Consider the following 20,458-nt stretch of genomic DNA (forward strand, 5'->3'; position numbering starts at 1 on the left):
CCGACTGAATCACCCCTTTCACAGCAAGGAATCCGGCATGGCCGGCACTGGCTGGGGCTATACTGGGTCAACTGATATTACGGATGCAAAAAATGCCCCAGCACATCCTGATTGCCGAAGACAGCCCCAGCCAGCTCGAAATCCTGGTGATGTTGTGTCAGCAGTTGCCCGATGTCGTCGTGCATCAGGCAATTGATGGCCAACGCGCCATGTTGCAGGCACAGCGCATGGCGGAGCTGGATCTGGTGATTACCGACATCAATATGCCGGGCATGGATGGCATTCGCCTGACACAAGAGCTGTCGATGCTGCGCAAGCTGCCCAAGCTCTTGCTGCTGAGCGGCCATGTGCCCGAGCTGCTGAATGGCTGCACCCGCGCCGCGGCGGCGCTCGGTTATCCGGCTATCGGACAATTAAGCAAGCCGATCAAACCGCAGCAATTCCAGGATGAGGTCAAGCGCTTGCTGACGGCCCTGCCACCCGATATCAGCGACCGCCACACCGTCAGCGTGGCAGAAATTCTGTATGGCCTGTCTCACAACCAGTTTCTCGCCCATTACCAACCGGTTTATCGCCAGCGCGACTGGCAAGCCAGCCAGATCGAGGCACTGGCACGCTGGCAGCATCCGGATTACGGCCTGCTGGGGCCGGCGGCTTTTGTCGAAAAACTGGAAAACGACAATCTGATCCTGCCGCTGACCCGCCGCATCGTGCAAACCTCGCTGGACATGCTGACGCGCCACGACGGCATGCGTAATGTCAGGCTATGCATCAATCTGTCTGGCGCGCTGCTTAACGACAGTGATTTTTATGACTGGCTGATTCGAGAAGTAGACAAGCGCTATGTCAGCCCCAGCCGCATCTCGCTGGAAATTACCGAGGGCATTGCCTTCAGCAATCTGGGCCACTCGCTGTCTTCGCTGCTGCGCATGCGCATGAAAGGTTTCGAGCTGGCGCTGGATGACTTTGCCCGTGGCAATACCAATCTCGAACACCTGCGCGACATGCCGATTACCGAGCTGAAACTGGACAGGTCGCTGATCAAGGGTATTGCCCAGAGCGGCAGCGCCCAGCTGATCATGAATGGCGTGATCCTGATCGCCAAAGAGCTGAAATTGCGGGTGGTGTGTGAAGGGATTGATGCGCTGGATGACCTGAGCTATATCCGCCAGCATCACCCGCAGGCCGAGTTGCAGGGCTTTTTATTGTGTAAGCCGGTCAGCGCAGACCAGCTCGGCAAGCACCTGCAGTTTACCCCGCCACAGGCGACGGTTGCGAGCTAGTAAGCCATATGCCGCGAGGCATCGCGGCTCGTCTGGTGCACGCGGATCAGGTACTCGCCCAACACCTTGCGATGCAGTGGCAGGAAGGACACGCCAAGCGGTGCGCGTGCGCGAATACGCTTGCACAGCATGTCGACATGGCAGGCCTCAGCAAAGCCCGGCTCTTTAGGCAAGCCGGCTTCGCCCTCGCCGGTGCGCACCAGCAAGCTGTCGATACTCAAGCCATCTATCATGCCGGGCTGCCAGGCCAGGCCTTGCAGATAATGGCGCAAACGGCTGATGCGGCTGGAGGCCAGTGATTGCGGGTTGCTGACTCGCGTTGCGACATCCCCGCGCCAGAGCAAACATCGACCATCAGGCAAGGTTTCAAACTGCCCCGCCAGCGACAGGCTATCAATAATGGTGATGCCACCCTGATGTATCAGCACGTGGTCGAGCTCCAGCATGTCCTCGCCCAGCTGCAATCTGATATCACCCAGTACATATACCTCGTCATCTTCGGCAAAAAAGCGCCGCAAATAGAATGCCACCTCACGCTCGGCCAGAACCACTGCCGCGGGCAACTCTTCGCCAATACACTTTTCTTTCAGAATCATGACATCTCGCCTAAAAATTTCGGGGATTGTATCCCTTACGCATACCCAATATAAATTTTTAGTACACAAGCCCGCTTTCCGTAAACATTTTGGCAACACCCTTGGCCTCATCGGCCTTACAGCCGGCAAAACGACGCACCCAAAGCCCGCACAGCCAATACTTACAAGGCTTCTATACTGTTTTCAGGATCTGCGACGGAGCACCATCATGAAAGCGCTATTACTGTTATTGGCCCTGCTGGCCCCCCCTGCGCTGGCACTCGATATCAACGATGCCAGCCGCGAAGAACTCGTCACTGCCGGCTTCAGTACTACCGATGCCGACAGGATCATTGCCGCACGCACGGCCAACGGTGCCTTCACCTCGAGCCGTGATCTGCTGCGCATCGAAGGCATCTCGCAAGGCGATCTCAATCGCGTGCGCGGCAAGCTGACCATAGCCGGCGAAGCCGTCACCACACGCTCCGGCACCGCTCCGGCCATACCGGGTGAACGCCCGGCGATTGCCGGCAAGAAGTCCGGTACGGATGATGCTTCCCGTACTGGCCAACATCAGGAAAATGAAAGCGAACACGCCAGCGGCGATGACCATAGCCATGACAGCAGCGGCAAGGCCGAAAAAGACAGCAACAGTCAAAGTAGCGATAGCAAGGAAGGGAAAGAAAAAGGCGATAGCGGCAAAGGCAAGGGGCGCGGCTAAGCCGCACCCCGTTATTGTTGGCCGCAACGCGGCCTGACGTTCAGCCTCAGGCGGCTGCAACAGTGAAACGCTGGCGCGAGTGACGTGGCTGTTCGATTTCATCCACAATCGCCACCGCCAGATCTGCCACGCTGATACTGGCTGGTGCATCGCCATTCATCAGCAACTGCTCGCCGCCGACCACATACTGGCCGCTACGCTCGCCCGGCTGCAACAGCGCCGGTGGCGACAGGAATACCCAGTCCAGCTCGCGCTCATCACGCAGACGATTCAGCGCCTGGCGCGCACCTTCGGCGCCTTCCTTGTACTCGGCGGGGAAATGCGGAGTATCAATCAGCTGCACGCCAGGCGCCACAAACAGGCTGCCGGCACCGCCAACCTCGATAAAGCGCGCCACACCGGCGGCCTTGCTGCCAGCCACCATCGCATCGTGCCCCTGCAAGAACAGCTCGCGGATATTGGCCTTGTCCCAGCCCGGATTGAAAGCGCTGACCACTACCTCGTGGCCGGCAACATCACGGGCAACCGCCGCCGCATCGTAAGCATTACCTGCCTTGATGGTCAGCCCGGCCGCCGCCGCAACACGCTCCGGGCGGCTGACAATGGCAGTCACCTCATGACCGCGTGACAGCAACTCTTGCTGAACAGCCTGACCGACAAAACCGCTGGCACCGATAAGCGCTACTTTCATGATTGTTTCCTTTGCAGAACGAGTGGGAATGCATGCATGGTAAATCCGGCTTGGCAGATTGATAATCCATGCAACAATACAATCATTGTTAAGCTGAAATTCACTATCTATGGAAGCGCTGCACAGCATGGCGGTATTTGCCGCCGTTATCGAACACGGCTCGATGAATGCCGCCGCCCGCACCCTGGGCATGACACCGTCTGCCGTCAGCCAGCATGTACGCAAGCTGGAACAACAACACCAGCTGGCACTCTTGCACCGCACCACCCGCAAACTCACGCTGACCGAGGCCGGTGAAGTGTTCTACCGCAGCTGCGCCGCCATGTTGGCCGCAGCGCGTGATGCCAGCCAGCAACTGGCCGCCATGCGCGACGAGCCGGCTGGCGAATTGCGTCTCTCCGCCCCCACCGGCTTTGCCGGCGGCGTGATCAGCCGCGCCCTCGCCCCCTTGCTGGCCGAATACCCCGGCCTACGCTTGCGGCTGTTTTTCCGTGACGAGCGTATCGACCTTGTCAGCCAGCGCATCGACATCGCGCTGCGTGCCGGCCAGCAGCCGGACTCCAGCCTGATTGCGCGCCATATCGCCGACTGGCCCTTCATCCTCTGCGCCTCGCCCGACTATCTGGCGCGTTGCGGCCAACCTGCACAACCGGCGCAACTGGCACAGCATGACTGGATCGCCGTCGAACAACTGAGCAAGCCTGATGGCAGCCTGCAACTGTCGCCGCTGCAGGCCAATGGCGAAACACAAAGCGTGCGGCCAAGGCCGCGCATCACCAGCGACAGCATGCTGTCGGCACGCGCCTTTGCACTGGCCGGCATGGGCATCTCCTTGCAGCCAGAGCCGGAAATCCGCGACGCGCTCGCCAGCGGCCAGCTGCTGCCCGTACTGCCGGGCTGGAAAGCCTTTGACCTGCCGGTGTATATCGTTACCCCGCGCCGCGATGTGCAACCGGCCAAGGTCCGTCACGCCATCAGCCTGTTGCAGCAAGGCCTGCGCTGATGCTGACCCGCACAAAAAAAGCCTGGCCGCAACACCCAGTGGGCGTGCGGCCAGGCTTTTCAATATGTGATGCTGCAGCGCTTACAACTTGCTGTTCATGCAACCCGCGCTCTTGCACTCGCGCAAACGGTCTTGCAGCTCTTTCACCCGCGCCAGCGTGGTATTGGTCGCGCAATCCAGATTCACGAAAAAGCCGCGGCCATCGCTATAGCTGCATTGCTGGTTACGATTGGCAATCCACTGCAGTTGGGTCTTTTTCAGCTGAGCCTTGCCCGCCGCATCCAGCGACTTGGCCAGCTGGCCGTAGACTTCGTTCAGATCCTTGTCTGCCTGCAGGTAAACCTTGTTCAGACAATACAGGCCATCAAAATCATTGCGCGGCTTGTCGCATGCCGAATTGGCAAAGGCCGTGCCGCTCAAGGCCAGCAATGCCACCAGATACCATTTTTTCATCATCACTCTCCTGTTGGCACCGCGCTGCGGTGCAATTGCCCTGCCCGTTTCCTCAGACACCCGACTCAACCATCGCCATGATCTTGCCGGCCTTCTCGAAGTGGTCAAGCCGGTGGATCTCTATCCACCAGCGCGCCGCCTCCATCAACAGCTCCGGCTCGTCATTGCGATTCTTGAAAAAAGCGTAAAACGACACGCCGACATCCTCGCCCTTCTTCGCCATTTTCTGCTGACAGATCACGACGATCCTGTCTCTCAAGGTTTTACGCAAAACCGGCCCTCCCCAGCGATCATCAACAAAAATGCCGGCACGTTGGCCGGCACTTTTTCTGCGGCCAACTTATCTGGCCTTGTCGACCACATTGTCCTTGAAGTCCATCAGCACCGTGCGCCACAGGTCCATGGTGTCTTCCAGATTTTTGGCCGAGACCCCGAAATCCAGATTCACATCCATCTGCACATTGGCGTCCTTGTCATCGTCCAGATAGGCCGAGCCAAAGCGGTTTTCCACATTCCACTGATTGATCTGCACCAGCGACGGCTTTACATCAGCCCAGCCGGCAGCAAACTGGATGCTGCGGCAGCGCTCGCCCTTTTCACAGCTGTAAAAGTAAATCGCGTAAGCCACACCTTCCATGCGGCCGCGAATTTTCGGGTCGCCCGACTCGTCACGCTCCAGCGTTGCCGAGCCAAAACCCTTGGCCATTTCCAGAATTTCGGCTGGCTTGCCAGCGTCCAGCAGCTTGGCCGGGGCGGCAGCAAAGGCCGTCGTAGCCAGCATAGCCAGCGATACAGCAACAATCGTCTTTTTCATTTCACACTCATCAGCGGCCAGTTGGCCGCAAGTTTCCGAATAACTATTACCGATACATATTATCCACCTGGCAAGTCAGTTAAACCAAGCTATTCCGGGAAAATTAAACCAGCCAACGGCTGGCGGCAGCGCGTCGCCTATCGAAATGAAGCTGCGAACAAAGGCTCTGCAGCAAGGTACTCGCCTCGAAACCCAGAACACCCCACCGGCAAGTCTGCTCGAAAACCGGTGTGGCGGCTGCAGGCAGTCCATACCAGCGCAATCCTCGCGGGGACGGCTACTACCCTAAAACCGGCGAACAAGCCGGACAGGTGCAATAAACACAAATTGGCTTACAGCCCCAACGGAATAACCGCTCTATCGGGCTGGATATTCAGCATTATTTTATGCGATATGACCCAGTGGATTCATTCAAGCATTCGTGTTTTGAGTCAATTTTGACCCAAAATATCCAGTTAATAATCATTCTATTTAAAATTGAATTAAGCAATGAAATCTAGCATAAAAGCTGATGGTGTTATTGGCATAAACCATGGAATAATCCGGTTAAGTCATTCATTATTATCGAAATAAAAACTATTCTCTGGAGGCAGGCATGTTCAGCAAGATCACCGCAAAATTAAAAGCAGGCTTCGCCGTCATGCTGCTATTTCTGCTCGGCACCACCGGCCTGGGCTACTTGAGTGTCAAGCAGCTGCACAAGCAAAGCACGCAGGCGCTGAATCAGGATGTGGTGATTGGCGACGTTGCCCAGCAGATCCACTATCTGCAAACCCGCGTGCGCCAGCGCGAAAAAAGCATCTTTCTGGCTATCAATAATCCGGCCAGCGAATCGGTCGAATTCATGAAAAAAGGCCACGACAAACTTGTGGACGAACTGCTCGCGCAAATCGAAATCTTCCGCAAGCTGCCGCTATCAGCCGATATGCAGCCGATTGCCGAGAAAATGCCGCAGCAGGTAGAAAACTATCGCAAGGTGATTCATGACATTCACGCCCAGATTGTCAGCGGCGCTTTCACCTCGCCAGTACAAGCCGATGCCGCGCTGATGCCGTTCAAACAGCCGATGCGTGACCTGGGCGACAGCACCGCCAAGATTGCCGAAATCTCCAGCAAGCGCGTGGCCGATATTGCCAAAGCCGTGGACGAAAGCGGCCAGCGGCTGGAAACCCACCTGCTGATTGCCAGCCTGAGCGCCATCCTGATCGCCGTAATACTGGCGTGGTGGATCTCGCGCGCCATCAGCCTGCCGCTGCGCAGCATGGAACAAGACATCGAACGCATGGCCCGCGACAAAGACCTGCACCAGCGCATCAGCTATCAGGGCAATAACGAAATCGGCAATATGTCGCAGGCTACCAATCAGCTGATCGGCAATCTGGCGCACACCATCCAGCACCTGCAACAGCAGTCCGACTCGCTGAAAAACTCGGCCAGCGAACTCGCCCACAACTCCGGCGAAGTCCGCAGCAGCGCCGAGCGCCAGTCTGACGAATGCTCGACCATGGCTGCCGCGCTGGAAGAAATCTCCACCAGCATCAGCCATATCAGCGAGCTGAGCGGCGATGCGCGCAAGCTGTCCGAGCAATCCGGCGTGGCCGCCAGCAATGGTGCCAAACTGATCGCCAATATGGTGGAAGACATTCGCCACACCGCCGGCGAAATCCGCGAAGCCGCCCGCTCGGCCGAAGCGCTGGACGAATCCACCAAGCAGATTTCCAGCATCACCGTAGTAATTCGCGACGTGGCCGACCAGACCAATCTGCTGGCGCTGAACGCCGCCATCGAAGCCGCCCGCGCCGGCGAACAAGGCCGCGGCTTCGCCGTGGTGGCCGACGAAGTGCGCAAGCTGGCGGAAACCACTGCCCGTTCGGCACAGGAAATCGCCAGCATGCTGCAAACCGTACAACGCGACGCCCGCAGCATGGCGCAGCAGATGCGCAGCTCGGTAGACCAGGTAGAAAACAGCCTGCAGCTATCGCAAGAAGCCGGCGACACCATCACCGAAATCGCCGACAGCGCACGCTCGGTAGTGAACGTGATTGGCGACGTCAACCAGTCGCTGGCCGAGCAAAGCAACGCCAGCCAGATGCTGGCCAACCGCGTCGAGCAAATCGTGCAGATGACCGAATCCAGCACCCGCAGCGCACACTCCGTTGCCGAAACCGCCAAGCAGCTGGACAGCCTGGCCGACCACCTGCATCAGGAAGTCACCGCCTATCGCGTCGGCTAAGTCTGTTGGCGGGATGGCATCACGCACCCCGCGCAGTCGACTAAAAAAACGTTGGCCGCATACCAAAATGGTGTGCGGCCAACGTTTTTGCAAACAATGTCACGAGCGCGACAACACCTCTGCCGTCTTGCCGTTGCGATATAGTACCTCGCTCAAACCGCATGGCTGGCATTCGACATAGAGCAAGTTATCGTCTTTGCGCAGCCGTGGTTGCCGCCCACATTTGCGACAATCCATCTTGATTGCGGTATTGCCACCGCAATTCAGACAACGCAAAAAGTAACCGAACTTGCCATAGCGAAACTCGAGTGCTTCAGAGGAGCAAGAGCGGCAAAACGTTGCATACACTTTACGCCGTGCAGTCGTGCCGAAAATGCTGCCGAGCAAGCTCGGTTCAGGGAGGCTGTCACCGATATAGCGGAAGTTGTCCGCCGTCTTTTTAGCTGGCTGATCTGTGCTATCCCGCTTTTGCTGCACCACCACCGGTTCAGCCGGCACAGCCTGCGGTGCTGGTGGTGTCGGCTCCACAGGCTTTGCTGGCGGGCTTAAGGGGCTATGCATACGCACCAGATAATCGCCCAGTACCTTGCGGTACGGCGCGCCAAATACCTCATCACACTGCAACCTGCCACGCACCCTCTCGCCAATCAGGTCAGCCTTGCACACTTCCGCTACAGTCATGCCGCGGGGTGCGATGAACTGGCCTTTACTGGAAATCGCGATATAGAAATCAATTTGCAGCGCATCAATCACCTGTGGCTGCTTTGCCATGCGCCGTAAAAATTTACGCAGAAACTCGGCTTGCAAGCGCGCCTGAACCAAGGGCGAGGCCATCCCCTGCGAGCGATCCTCATACCAGCGCAGCCACTCGCCATCCGGCTTCATCTGCAACTTGCCTGACACACTCTTGCTCTCGATGATGGTCAAGCCGCCGCGATGAATCAGCAGATGATCCATTTGCGCAGCATCACCATCCATTTCCAAGCGGATATCATTCAACACCAGCACATCGGACTCATCACCAAAATACCGGCGCAGATAATGTGCCATCTCCTTCTCGGCCGCATCGCCCGCCGCCTGTTTCCAGTCTTTTGCTTGGGTAAAAGCTTTCTCTTTCAGAATCATCATGCAGAACCATCGCCAGAACGAAGACATTATACGCAAAATGACTATGGCGATTGAATTCAATGACCAATGGTTGCCACACCAAGGTTGGCCGCAAACCACCACGGCATGCGGCCAACCTTTGGATTTATCGCGGTAAACGTTGGGCTTCATTTCATTCAGCCCAACCTACAAGCCGCGACCCTGCCCGTTAGCGCGAGCCGGGCAAGCTGGCTTGCCACGGGTTTTAAGCCGCCGTTTGTCCGAGTGGCGAGCCGTTAGCGAGCCGCGAGTTTGGCGGCGCCCGTGGCGAGGCTGATTGCACGGGGTTTCGAGCAGCGGCGGGCAAGCGGGGTTGATAGGGGGCGGCGATCCGCCCCCTATCCCGTCTTGCCGGGCGGAACCGGCATCCAAAACATCCTCCGCGTCAGCGGATACCAGACCCAAAACAACGTTGGCCGCAATACCATCACGGCATGCGGCCAACCTTTGGATTTATCACGGTAAGCGTTGGGCTTCGTTTCACTCAGTCCAATCTACTAAGCTAAACCATATTTCAGAGAATTAAGCTTGATAGTTTACTTCTCCTCTTCCGGAATTGAACTCAGTAGCGACTCATCCATAATGGATGATATATCTCGTACATTAGGAAAAAGGACCCTAGCAGTTTCCTCATCAATAATATCAAGAAACAGAGCAATTTCAACATGATGAGTACATACCGACTGCACCGCTCCCAAGACAGAGTCAGCCATTTCAACTTCAACCATCTCATCCAAAACGGAAGCCAAGGAGTTAAGCAGTAATCCCAAGCGAAACTGTGCATCAGCGGTTAAAGAAATATCAAGCCCATGTCGATAGTAACCAAAGTCAACTGCACTCATTGCTGAATTTATTTCATCCAAATTACTTGATTTCCCGGATGAATTTTCTTTATTCCACGAGTCGATACTAGAAATTAGAATAGAATAGAATTTAAAAAGCTCATCCTTTTTTGCGCTAATCTTCATCAAGCCATACTGATCAACAAGACTCTGTCTATTTGCTTCCAATGCATCCGCAGCACGCTTGGCTTCCTCTCGCGACAATCTCAACTCTTCAGCATTAATCTTTAATGCTTCTTCACTTAGACGAAGAGACATTTCACTTTGTTCAAGTGCGATTCTATTTTGGGACAACGAATGCAAGATAAGAATCAAGCTAGCAAATCCAAGAATTGGATTCAGAACACCTCCGAAGAAGTCCCCAAACTGGCCCCAAGCCGAGCGTATAGATTCCAAGTTTGAAACTTGCTCTTTGCCTACAGGTTTAATGGATATTGGCTCCAACTGAAACCCAAAAAAACTCCCATATACAAGGACTAACGTCAGAATGGCAGCAACAACACCAAAAATTACCAAAATATAAAATTTCCGCATGAAAAACCCCCGCCACCTTTCGATGACGGGGGTTTTATCACGGATGACAATCAGCTATCAAGCCAGCTTAGCAAGCTGCGCTTTAACCTTCTCCAGCTTGTCATTCAACTCCGCCAGCTGCGCCTTGTCGCGCTCTACCAGATGCGCCGGGGCCTTGTCGGTGTAACCCGGCTTCTCCAGCTTCGCGGTCAGCTTCGCCAGCTCTGCTTCCACCTTGCCTTGCTCCTTGGTCAGGCGCGCGGTTTCGGCGGCTTTGTCGATTTCGACTTTCAGCATCAGGCGGGCATTACCCGAAATCGCCACCGGAGCGTCGTCTGCCGGCAAGGCGGCGACGATGCTGCCTTCGGTCAGACGGGCCAGCAGCTTCAGGTACGGCACGAAGTCGGCCACCGAGGCGTCCGCGGTTTCGATGAACAGCGGGGCCTTGACGGCCGGGCCGATGCCCATTTCGCCACGCAGGTTACGCACGGCGTTGACCATGTCCTTGAAGGCTTCCATGCGGGCATTGGCCTCGGCATTGATCTTCTCCGGCACGGCTACCGGCCACGGGGCCACCATGATGCTGTCGGTGACTTTGGCGTTGGCCAGCGGGGCAACGGTCTGCCACAGCTCTTCGGTGATGAACGGCATCAGCGGGTGAGTCAGGCGCAGGGCGACTTCCAGCACACGCACGATGGTGCGGCGGGTGGCGCGTTGCTGCGCTTCGTTGCCGGTTTGCAGCTGCACCTTGGCCAGCTCGACATACCAGTCGCAGTACTCGTTCCAGATGAATTCGTAGATGATCTGGGCGGCGAGGTCGAAACGGTAGGTTTCGAGAGCGTTGGTGACGTCGGCTTCGGCCTGTTGCAGGCGACCGATGATCCACTGATCAACAAAGCTGAATTCCAGCGGCAGGCTTTCGTCCTGGCCGCAGTCTTTGCCTTCCACGTTCATCATCACGAAGCGGGTGGCGTTCCACAGCTTGTTGCAGAAGTTGCGATAGCCTTCGGCGCGCTTGAAGTCGAAGTTGACCGAGCGGCCCAGCGTGGCGTAGCTGGCCATGGTGAAGCGCAGCGCGTCGGTGCCGTAGGCCGGGATGCCGTCCGGGAACAGCTTTTCGGTGGCCTTGGCAATCTTCGGCGCGGTCTCCGGGCGGCGCAGGCCGGTGGTACGCTTTTCTACCAGCTCTGGCAAGGCGATACCGTCGATCAGGTCGACCGGGTCGATGACGTTGCCTTCCGACTTCGACATCTTCTTGCCTTCGTGGTCGCGCACCATGCCGTGGATGTACACGTCACGGAACGGCACCTTGCCCATGAAATGGGTGGTCATCATGATCATCCGGGCAACCCAGAAGAAGATGATTTCGTAGCCGGTGACCAGCACTTGCGACGGCACAAAGGCGCGCAGCTCGGCGGTGTCGGCTGGCCAGCCCAGGGTGGAGAACGGCACCAGCGCGGAGCTGAACCAGGTGTCCAGCACGTCTTGTTCGCGGCGCAGGGTCTTGCCCGGGGCCTTGGCTTGCGCTTCGGCTTCGGTGCGGCCAACGTAGATATTGCCGTCTTCGTCGTACCAGGCCGGAATTTGGTGACCCCACCACAGCTGGCGGCTGATGCACCAGTCCTGGATGTTGTTCATCCACTGGTTATAGGTGTTGACCCAGTTTTCCGGGATGAAGCGCACTTCGCCGCTGGCGACAGCGTCGATGGCTTTCTGGGCGATGGATTTACCGGTGGCATCGCCCTCGCCTACCTTGCTCATGGCGACGAACCATTGGTCGGTCAGCAGCGGCTCGATCACGGTGCCGGTACGGTCGCCACGCGGCACCATCAGCTTGTGCGGCTTGGCTTCCAGCAGCAGGCCCTGGGCATCCAGATCGGTCAGCATGGCTTTGCGCGCTTCGCTGGTGCTCAGACCGGCGTAGGCGGCCGGCAGGTCGATAGTGCCCTGCGCAGTACCGTCAAAGCCGAATACCTGCGCCTTGGCGAGGATGGTGGCGTCCAGCGACATCACATTGATGAGCTGGGTGTTGTGGCGCTTGCCGACTTCGTAGTCGTTGAAGTCGTGCGCCGGGGTGATTTTCACGAAGCCGGTGCCGAACTCTTTGTCGACGTATTCATCAGCAATCACCGGAATCTGGCGGCCGGTCAGCGGCAGCTCGACCAGCTTGCCCAGCAAGTGCTGGTAACGCTCGTCGTCCGGGGCGATGGCCACGGCCACGTCACCCAGCAGGGTTTCCGGACGGGTGGTGGCGACAGTCAGGAACTCGTCGCTACCCACCACCGGATATTTGATGTGCCACATGTGGCCGTCTTCTTCCTCGGAAACCACTTCGAGGTCAGAGATAGCGGTGCCCAGCTTGGCATCCCAGTTGGACAGGCGCTTGCCACGGTAGATCAGGCCTTGCTCGAACAGGCGAACGAAGACTTCGGTCACCACCTCGGCGCGGGCGTCATCCATGGTGAAGTATTCGCGGCCCCAGTCTACCGAGCAGCCGACACGGCGCATCTGGCTGGTGATGGTGCCACCGGATTTTTCTTTCCACTCCCAGACTTTGCTGGTGAAGGCGTCACGGCCGAGGTCGAAGCGGCTGATGCCCTGCTCGGACAGTTGGCGCTCTACCACGATCTGGGTGGCGATACCGGCGTGGTCGGTACCCGGAATCCAGGCAGTATTGTGGCCCTTCATGCGGTAGTATCGGGTCAGGCCATCCATGATGGTCTGGTTGAACGCATGACCCATGTGCAGCGTGCCGGTGACGTTGGGCGGTGGCAGCTGGATGCAGAAGGCAGGCTTGGTGGTGTCCATGTGCGGCTGGAAGTAGCCGGACTGTTCCCATTGGTCGTACCAGCGGCGTTCGATGTCGCCCGGTTCGTAGCTCTTGGCAAGTTCGGTTGTCATGGCAAATTGCACTTTTTATCGATGCAGAAAAATGGTTCAGATTATAAACTGAATCGTCGTCATCGTCCCTAGGACGCATGACAACTCGCCACAAACACATATCACACACCCACATGACCGATACCCGCGTTCTGGTAGTAGAAGACAACAAGGCTGTTTTGCGCACCATCTGCCGCATGCTGGAAAAAATCGAGGTTGAAACGGTTGCAGCCACCAGCCGTGCCGAGGTCGAGAATATTCTCGCTGCGGACACGGCCTTTTCTGCCTGCCTGCTGGATTACTGCCTGCCCGATGCACCAGATGGCGAAACCCTGCCCGTCGTACTGGCCAAACGCATTCCGACTATCGTGCTGACTGGGCGCAACGACACCGAAACGCGCGAAAAGGTGATGTTGAATCCGGTGATGGATTACATCCCCAAGGACAACCCTTCGTCTTTCGACTATGCAGTCAAGATGGTACAGCGGGTGCAACTGAACCCGGATATCAAGGTGCTGGTAGTCGATGATTCGCCATCAATCCGCAACTACCTGCGCATGCTGCTGAAACGCCAGTTATTCCAGGTACTGGAAGCCGGCACGGCCGACGAGGCACTAGCACTGCTGCGCGCCGACCCGGACATCCGGCTGGTTTTGCTGGATCACGATATGCCGGGCAAGAACGGCGTCAGCATGTGCAGCGAGGCGCGTCGCTTCCGTGGCACGGCTGATCTGGCCATCATCGGCATCTCGGCCAGCCAGGACCCGCATATGAGTGCCCGTTTTCTGAAAGCCGGTGCCGATGACTTCCTGAACAAGCCGTTCAACCATGAAGAGTTTTTCTGCCGCGTCACCCGCAACATCGAGTTTGTCGAAAACTTGCGCGCACTGGCACGTGCGGCCAACGAAGACCCGCTGACCGGCCTGCATAATCGCCGCCATTTCTTTGACCTTGCCCAGAGTCGAGAAGACGAATATGGCACGGCAATGCTGGATATCGATTTTTTCAAGAACATCAACGATCAGCACGGCCACGATGTCGGCGACGAGGCCTTGCGCTATCTGGCCAGTACGCTTTGCCAGCATTTTGACGATGCGATCTGCGCGCGCATGGGTGGCGAGGAATTCGTGGTGCTGCTGCCGTTTGACCAGTGCGTCGAAAACCTGCGCCGGCTGGAGGAATTCCGCAAACAGCTGGCCAGCAACCACTTCCATACGCCGGATGGCACCGCCCTGCAGATGACAGTCAGCATCGGTTACGCCAGCAGCAAGGATCGCGATATCTACCAATCGCTGAAATGCGCCGACGAGGCGCTGTATCGCGCCAAACAGACCGGCCGTAACCGCGTGTGCTTCGACCCGAAAATCAATATGCCCGAATCGGCCTGAACGCCGGCTGCCATGAAAAAAGCCCCGCGATTGCGGGGCTTTCTCATTGCGGCCAACCTTGGCCGCAATACTGCATCACAGCACTTCGATGATGCCGGCGGCACCCATGCCGGTACCAATACACATGGTTACCATGCCGTAACCCTGCATGCCGGCATTGCGCATGCCGTGTACCAGTGTCGCCGCGCGGATGGCACCGGTCGCACCCAGCGGGTGGCCCAGAGCAATCGCGCCACCGTGCGGGTTGACCTTGGACATATCCAGCTCCAGATCACGCGCCACGGCCAGCGCCTGTGCGGCGAAGGCTTCGTTCAGCTCGATCCACTTCAGGTCTGCCTGGCTGATGCCGGCCTGGGCGCAAGCGGCAGGGATCGCCTCTTTCGGGCCGATACCCATGATGGCTGGCGGCACGCCTTTTACCGAGAAAGTCACATAACGCGCCAACGGCACGAGGTTGAACTCTTTCAGTACACGCTCGGAGACCAGAATCACCGCACCGGCACCGTCGGACATCTGCGAGGAGTTACCGGCCGTTACCGAACCCTTGGCATCGAAAACGGTTTTCAGCTTGGCCAGACCTTCCAGCGTGGTTTCACGACGCGGACCTTCGTCGGTATCCAGCACGCGGGTCTTGCTGATGACTTCGCCGGTTTCCAGATTCGGGGTGCGATAAGTCACTTCCAGCGGGGTGATCTCGCTCTTGAACTTGCCGCCGTCGATCGCCTCGATGGCGCGACGGTGCGATTCCATCGCGAAAGCATCCTGATCTTCACGCGACACGCCCCACTGCTGGGCAACCTTCTCGGCGGTCAGACCCATGCCGTAGGCGATAGCGTAGTTCTCGTCCTTGGCAAAGATTTCCGGGTTCAGCGATACCTTGTTGCCCATCATCGGCACCATGGACATCGACTCGGAACCGGCAGCAATCACCACATCAGCCTCACCCATGCGGATGCGGTCGGCAGCGATCTGCACGGCATTGATACCGGACGAGCAGTAACGGTTGATGGTGATACCGCCAACGGTGTCAGGCAGACCCGCCAGCAGCACGCCGATACGCGCCATGTTCAGGCCCTGCTCCGCTTCCGGGAAGGCGCAGCCAACCACGCAATCGGAAATCAGCTTCGGGTCCAGATGAGGCACTTGTGCCAGCGCGCCGCTGATCACGTGTGCCAGCATGTCGTCCGGACGCACGTGACGCAGCATGCCGCGCGGTGCCTTGCCGACCGGGGTACGGGTGGCGGCAACGATGTAAGCTTCTTGTACTTGTTTAACCATGTTTGCAAATCTCCTGTCGGCAGGCTGGCCAGCCCCTCAGCAATGCCATCCTGCCGGAATTCCTGGCTTGTCTTAGTTACGCAGCGGCTTGCCGGTGGTCAGCATATTGGCGATGCGGTCCTGGGTCTTGCTGCTCTTCAGCAGGGTCATGAAGGCCTTGCGCTCCAGATCCAGAATCCACTGCTCGTTGACCAGAGTACCCTGCTCGACGTCGCCACCAGTCATCACGTCGGCGATCAGGCCGGCGATGGTGAAGTCGTGCTGGGAGATGAACTTGCCTTCCAGCATGTTCACCAGCTGACCCTTGATCGACGCTGCGCCGTTACGGCCGGCAACTGCGAAGGTCGCACCAGCCATAGGCGGACGGTAGCCGGATTCAAACATGGCCAGCGCCTGCTTCTTGGCCACATACAGCAGCTCGTAGGCATTGAAGACCACGCTGTCGGTCTCGCGGAAGAAACCGATTTCCTGCGCTTCGTGACCACTGGTCGCCACCTTGGCAGTCGCGATAGCCATGAAGTAGTCCTTCACTGCGGCCAACACATCGCCCTGTGCCTCAGCAGCAGCGCGCATGGCAAACTCTTTGCAACCGCCGCCCCCTGGCAGCAGGCCGACGCCGACTTCAACCAGACCGACATAGGATTCGAGTGCCGCTACGACCTTGTCGCAGTGCATGGCGAACTCGCAACCGCCGCCGAATACATAACCCTGGGTTGCCGCCACGGTCGGCACAAGGCTGTAACGCAGACGCAGCGAAGTGCTCTGGAAGCGACGCACCATGGCGTCGATGCTGTCCCAGTCGCCCATCATGAAGGCCGGCAGCATGGACTGCAGGTCGGCACCCACGGAGAACGGCTCTTCGGTTTGCCAGATCACCAAGCCCTTGAAGCGGGCTTCGGCGATATCGATGGCGGTATTCAGACCGTCCAGTACATCCGGGCCAATGGCGTGCGCCTTGGACTTGAAGGACACCACCAGCACCTCATCACCGGTAGTAAACGCGCGGACACCGTCGTTCTCGAACACGGTTTCGCCCAGCGGCGCTTGTACTTCGCCCAATACCTTGGCCGGGGCCAGCTGACGCTGGTAAACATCCAGCGTGCTGCGGCCAACCAGTTTGCCTTCGGCAGCATCGTAAGAACCGCTGGCGAAATGTACGCCGGCACGGTCAGCCTCGAGCGCCCACGCCGGCATTTCGGCGGCAGCCAGCGACTTGCCGGCAGCGATGTCTTCGGCAATCCACTTGGCAACTTGCTGCCAGCCGGCAGCCTGCCAGGTTTCGAACGGGCCTACCGACCAGCCGAAGCCCCAGCGAATCGCGAAGTCCACATCGCGCGCGCAGTTGGCGATATCGCCCAGATGGTAGGAAATGTAATGGAATACGTCGCGGAAGCACGCCCACAGGAACTGCGCCTGCGGATGCTCGCTCTCGCGCAGCTTCTGGAATTTTTCGGCCGGATTTTCGATTTTCAGGATGGCCTTGACTGCGTCATCACCCTTCTCGCCGGAACCGACATATTCGCCCTTGGCCGCATCGAAGACAAACATCAGCTTGCCTTCCTTCTTGTAGATGCCGCGCTTGGTCTTGGCACCCAGGGCACCATCACCGATCAGCTGCTGCAGCCACTGTGGCGACTTGAAGTAGGCATGCCACGGGTCGTTAGGCAGCGTGTCTTCCATGGTCTTCACCACGTGGGCGAAGGTATCCAGACCGACCACATCGGCAGTACGGAATGTCGCGGACTTCGGACGACCGAGGCGCGGGCCGGTCAGGTCGTCTACCACGTCAAAGCGGATGCCGAATTTTTCGGCGTTGGCGATGGTCGCCAGCATCGAGAATACGCCGATGCGGTTGGCCACGAAGTTCGGGGTGTCCTTGGCGCGAATCACGCCTTTGCCCAAGGTGGACACCAGGAAACGCTCGAGATTGTCGAGGATACCGGCATCGGAACCGACGCAAGGAATGATTTCCACCAAGTGCATATAGCGTGGCGGGTTGAAGAAGTGCACGCCGCAGAAGCGTGGCTTCAGCGCCACCGGCAGCGAATCAGCCAGTTGGTTGATCGACAGGCCGGAAGTGTTGGTCGCGAAGATGGTGTCTTCGCCCAGGAATGGCGCAACCTTGGCATACAGGTCTGCTTTCCAGTCCATGCGCTCGGCGATCGCCTCGATCACCAGATCACATTCTTTCAGCAGGTGCAGGTGCTCTTCGTAGTTGGCCGCCTGAATGAAATTGACCGCCTGCTTGTTGGACAGCGGGGACGGTTTGAGCTTTTTCAGCCCCTCGATAGCCTTCAGGGCAATCGCGCTCTTCGGACCTTCCTTGGCTGGCAGGTCAAACAGTACGGTTGGTACCTTGGCATTCACCAGATGAGCGGCGATCTGCGCACCCATCACGCCGGCGCCGAGTACGGCTACCTTGCGCACGTTGAACTTGGTCTGAGACATGATTTCCTCGGTTGTTTTTACGAACAAACATGGTTGGCACTCCCCGGATTATAGTTTCCGGGTGAGTCATTCACGACTTGCTGTCAGGCAAAAATAGCTGAACCACTATTCAGCAAGCCCCGAAAAAAACACGACGACCCGCGCCGTGTCCTGCGGCCAACCGCAAGGTTGGCCGCATGCTTCCTGATAAAGCTTAGAAGCGATGGTTGTACTGCACGCCAACGATCTGGGCGCTAGCCTTGTAATCGGCGGTGCCATTGGTGTAGCTGGATACACAGTTCACTGCACCCGGTACGCTGCCACCGCAGTAGCCGTTCACATTGGCCTTGCCATCCTTGATATGGATGTAGCTGTAAGCCAGATCCAGGCTGCTCATCTTGCTCAGCTGGTAGTTGGCACCCACGGAGAACCAGTAGCGGTCGTTGTCAGGCATGGTGGCCAGACGCTTGTCGTCGCTAGGCACTGGCGTCTTGTCATAAGCAACACCACCGCGCAGTTCCAGCTGGTCGCTGGTCTGGTAGGCCATACCCAGCGCGAGCTTGTAGGTGTCGCGCCAGTTAGGCGTCAGCACGGTTACATTGGTAGCCGCACCACCCGCACCCGGCTTGCTGTTACCGTATACCAGATTGGCGGTATTGAATTGCGAGTGACGGGTCCAGGTCACATCACCGAATACCTTGGTCTTCGGATTAGCCTTGTGCATGAAGTGCAAGGACAGCGACTCAGGCGTCTTGATATCGACCTTGGCGCTTTCGTCAGCCGCATAGCCGGCCGCACGCAGCGCGTCGTAGAAGCTCACACCGGCAGCAACCGGAATTGCCTTGGCATTTTCAGAGATGCTCCACTTGGCATTGCCGGTCAGGCTATGCTTGACAGCCGAACGGTAGTTGGCGCCAACGGTGGTGTTCTCGTTGACATCCCACATCCAGGCCAGGTTGAAACCGAAGCCCCAGTCATCACCCTCGACATCCGCGTAACCATCAACGGCACCGTTGGCCGCCATCGCAGGCGGGGTACCGGCAGGAATACGCGCACCAAAGTTAGCGTACTGACGTAGGGTTGCTTCAGCGTGCTGGGCAACCAGGCCGAATGCAACGGCGTGGTTATTGTTCAGTTTCAACGCCAGAGTCGGGTTGAAGTCGATGGTCTTCAGCGAGGTCGCGTTCAGGTTGTAACGCAGAACGGAGTTGCGCTGGTATTCGGTTTCGGACGCAAACGGTACGTAAACACCCAGACCAACAGTTGCCTTGTCATTCAGCTGGTGGGTCAGATACATCTGCGGTACGGCGATCAGATCATCGGTGATCTTGCCACTGCTGGCACCGCTGATCGCGCCGGCTGGCGTCGGGGAAATACTGCTGCCATTACCTGGATTCGGCGGGTAGAAGCCTTTGGCATTGCTGTACTCAACGCTAGGGGCAACCAGATTCAGTGCGCCGGAGAAGTTGGTACCTTCCAGCTTGGTCATGCCCGCAGCGTTGTAGAAAATTGTCGAAGCATTGGAGGCTTCGGCCGCACTGGCGTTAGCGGTGGATTGGGCGCTTACCGACTGGGTACCGAAGTGGTAACCGGAAGCCACAGCCAGTGTGGAGGCGCCCATCATCATGATGGACAAGCTAACGAGCTTCAGTTTCATGTGTCATTCCCTCTGTGCATTGTTATACAGACGTGCAAACAACCGTTTGATCTACGGTTTTGTAGATACTACCCATACTCGAATACCATGACCAGTGATTTTCGAGCATTCGTTCCAAACAACTGTTTTAAAAATCCTGCCTGTTGCTTCAGGAGATCAGGCGGGATTTGCCATCTGCATCAATGGCAACATAGGTCACGATAACCTCGGTAACCGGCACGGTTTCGCCCATCAGCCGCTCGGCCTCGACCGTGATTTTAAGCGTGACCGATTTCTGCCCGAGGCGGAAACATTCTGCATACAGAGAGACAACATCCCCCAGATGAATCGGGCTGGTGAGCTGGAAGGCATTGACAGCAACCGTGGTAACCGGCCCCTTGGCCAGCCGCTCGGCAAAAATGGCGCCGGCCACATCCAGCTGATACATCAGCCAGCCGGCATGCACGCGCCCGTGGGCATTGGTGCTGCGCGGCTCCGCCCGCACCCGCAAAATGGGCTGGCGTTGCGTTTCGTTATGTGTTGTCTGTGTCATTTTTCTCTCTCGGTGGCACCCT

Annotated in this window: 17 protein-coding genes; 5 read left to right on the forward strand and 12 right to left on the reverse strand. The window is 57.7% G+C overall.

The window, feature by feature from the left end:
• The first annotated feature begins 92 nt into the window (after nucleotides 1–92).
• Nucleotides 93–1,283 (forward strand): EAL domain-containing response regulator, encoded by a 1,191-nt coding sequence (locus tag ACZ9W6_RS01300; RefSeq protein ID WP_465189242.1) that lies wholly within the window; start codon nucleotides 93–95, stop codon nucleotides 1,281–1,283.
• On the opposite strand, the gene ACZ9W6_RS01305 is transcribed toward ACZ9W6_RS01300, so the two are convergent.
• Nucleotides 1,280–1,879, reverse strand: coding sequence for a nuclease-related domain-containing protein (locus ACZ9W6_RS01305; RefSeq protein ID WP_465189243.1), 600 nt, complete (start codon nucleotides 1,877–1,879; stop codon nucleotides 1,280–1,282). The two genes, ACZ9W6_RS01300 and ACZ9W6_RS01305, sit on opposite strands and share 4 nt — an antisense overlap.
• A 208-nt stretch (nucleotides 1,880–2,087) precedes the next feature.
• On the opposite strand from ACZ9W6_RS01305, the gene ACZ9W6_RS01310 reads away from it, so the two are divergent.
• Nucleotides 2,088–2,579 carry a helix-hairpin-helix domain-containing protein gene (locus tag ACZ9W6_RS01310; protein WP_465189244.1) on the forward strand — a complete coding sequence of 164 codons (492 nt, stop codon included), beginning with the start codon at nucleotides 2,088–2,090 and terminating at the stop codon, nucleotides 2,577–2,579.
• Nucleotides 2,580–2,625: 46 nt separating this feature from the next.
• Here the strand turns inward: ACZ9W6_RS01310 and ACZ9W6_RS01315 are convergent, their stop codons facing one another.
• Nucleotides 2,626–3,270 carry an NAD(P)-dependent oxidoreductase gene (locus ACZ9W6_RS01315; protein WP_465189245.1) on the reverse strand — a complete coding sequence of 215 codons (645 nt, stop codon included), beginning with the start codon at nucleotides 3,268–3,270 and terminating at the stop codon, nucleotides 2,626–2,628.
• A gap of 109 nt (nucleotides 3,271–3,379) precedes the next feature.
• On the opposite strand from ACZ9W6_RS01315, the gene ACZ9W6_RS01320 reads away from it, so the two are divergent.
• Complete coding sequence (locus tag ACZ9W6_RS01320) at nucleotides 3,380–4,273, forward strand: LysR family transcriptional regulator (RefSeq protein ID WP_465189246.1); 894 nt, start codon at nucleotides 3,380–3,382, stop codon at nucleotides 4,271–4,273.
• Between the two features lie 81 nt (nucleotides 4,274–4,354).
• Here the strand turns inward: ACZ9W6_RS01320 and ACZ9W6_RS01325 are convergent, their stop codons facing one another.
• From ACZ9W6_RS01325 to ACZ9W6_RS01335, 3 genes are all read right to left on the reverse strand, one after another.
• The gene (locus ACZ9W6_RS01325; protein WP_465189247.1) at nucleotides 4,355–4,729 is read right to left on the reverse strand and encodes a lysozyme inhibitor LprI family protein; all 375 of its coding nucleotides are present in this window, start codon (nucleotides 4,727–4,729) and stop codon (nucleotides 4,355–4,357) included.
• A 49-nt stretch (nucleotides 4,730–4,778) separates the two neighbouring features.
• Nucleotides 4,779–4,967, reverse strand: a complete 189-nt coding sequence (locus ACZ9W6_RS01330; protein WP_465189248.1) for a DUF6500 family protein — start codon at nucleotides 4,965–4,967, stop codon at nucleotides 4,779–4,781.
• A gap of 99 nt (nucleotides 4,968–5,066) precedes the next feature.
• The gene (locus ACZ9W6_RS01335; RefSeq protein WP_465189249.1) at nucleotides 5,067–5,540 is read right to left on the reverse strand and encodes a YbjN domain-containing protein; all 474 of its coding nucleotides are present in this window, start codon (nucleotides 5,538–5,540) and stop codon (nucleotides 5,067–5,069) included.
• A gap of 595 nt (nucleotides 5,541–6,135) precedes the next feature.
• On the opposite strand from ACZ9W6_RS01335, the gene ACZ9W6_RS01340 reads away from it, so the two are divergent.
• Nucleotides 6,136–7,773: a methyl-accepting chemotaxis protein gene (locus tag ACZ9W6_RS01340; RefSeq protein ID WP_465189250.1), complete on the forward strand. Its 1,638-nt coding sequence runs from the start codon at nucleotides 6,136–6,138 to the stop codon at nucleotides 7,771–7,773.
• Between the two features lie 99 nt (nucleotides 7,774–7,872).
• Here ACZ9W6_RS01340 and ACZ9W6_RS01345 read toward each other — a convergent pair whose 3' ends face one another.
• From ACZ9W6_RS01345 to ACZ9W6_RS01355, 3 genes are all read right to left on the reverse strand, one after another.
• Entirely contained in the window at nucleotides 7,873–9,051 is a 1,179-nt protein-coding gene (locus ACZ9W6_RS01345) for a nuclease-related domain-containing protein (RefSeq protein ID WP_465189251.1), read from the reverse strand.
• Between the two features lie 404 nt (nucleotides 9,052–9,455).
• Nucleotides 9,456–10,295, reverse strand: coding sequence for a hypothetical protein (locus tag ACZ9W6_RS01350; RefSeq protein ID WP_465189252.1), 840 nt, complete (start codon nucleotides 10,293–10,295; stop codon nucleotides 9,456–9,458).
• 57 nt (nucleotides 10,296–10,352) lie between these two features.
• Nucleotides 10,353–13,175, reverse strand: coding sequence for a valine--tRNA ligase (locus tag ACZ9W6_RS01355; protein WP_465189253.1), 2,823 nt, complete (start codon nucleotides 13,173–13,175; stop codon nucleotides 10,353–10,355).
• A gap of 113 nt (nucleotides 13,176–13,288) precedes the next feature.
• On the opposite strand from ACZ9W6_RS01355, the gene ACZ9W6_RS01360 reads away from it, so the two are divergent.
• Nucleotides 13,289–14,542, forward strand: a complete 1,254-nt coding sequence (locus ACZ9W6_RS01360; RefSeq protein WP_465189254.1) for a diguanylate cyclase — start codon at nucleotides 13,289–13,291, stop codon at nucleotides 14,540–14,542.
• Between the two features lie 75 nt (nucleotides 14,543–14,617).
• On the opposite strand, the gene ACZ9W6_RS01365 is transcribed toward ACZ9W6_RS01360, so the two are convergent.
• The 4 genes from ACZ9W6_RS01365 to ACZ9W6_RS01380 form a co-directional block, all read right to left on the reverse strand.
• Nucleotides 14,618–15,820, reverse strand: coding sequence for an acetyl-CoA C-acyltransferase (locus tag ACZ9W6_RS01365; protein ID WP_465189255.1), 1,203 nt, complete (start codon nucleotides 15,818–15,820; stop codon nucleotides 14,618–14,620).
• A gap of 72 nt (nucleotides 15,821–15,892) precedes the next feature.
• On the reverse strand, nucleotides 15,893–18,268 hold the full coding sequence (locus tag ACZ9W6_RS01370) for a 3-hydroxyacyl-CoA dehydrogenase/enoyl-CoA hydratase family protein (RefSeq protein ID WP_465189256.1): 2,376 nt from the start codon (nucleotides 18,266–18,268) through the stop codon (nucleotides 15,893–15,895).
• 193 nt (nucleotides 18,269–18,461) lie between these two features.
• Nucleotides 18,462–19,904, reverse strand: a complete 1,443-nt coding sequence (locus ACZ9W6_RS01375; RefSeq protein ID WP_465189257.1) for an OmpP1/FadL family transporter — start codon at nucleotides 19,902–19,904, stop codon at nucleotides 18,462–18,464.
• A 148-nt stretch (nucleotides 19,905–20,052) separates the two neighbouring features.
• Nucleotides 20,053–20,436: an acyl-CoA thioesterase gene (locus ACZ9W6_RS01380; RefSeq protein ID WP_465189258.1), complete on the reverse strand. Its 384-nt coding sequence runs from the start codon at nucleotides 20,434–20,436 to the stop codon at nucleotides 20,053–20,055.
• Nucleotides 20,437–20,458: the final 22 nt, after the last annotated feature.

This window comes from Vogesella lacus, assembly GCF_979366295.1.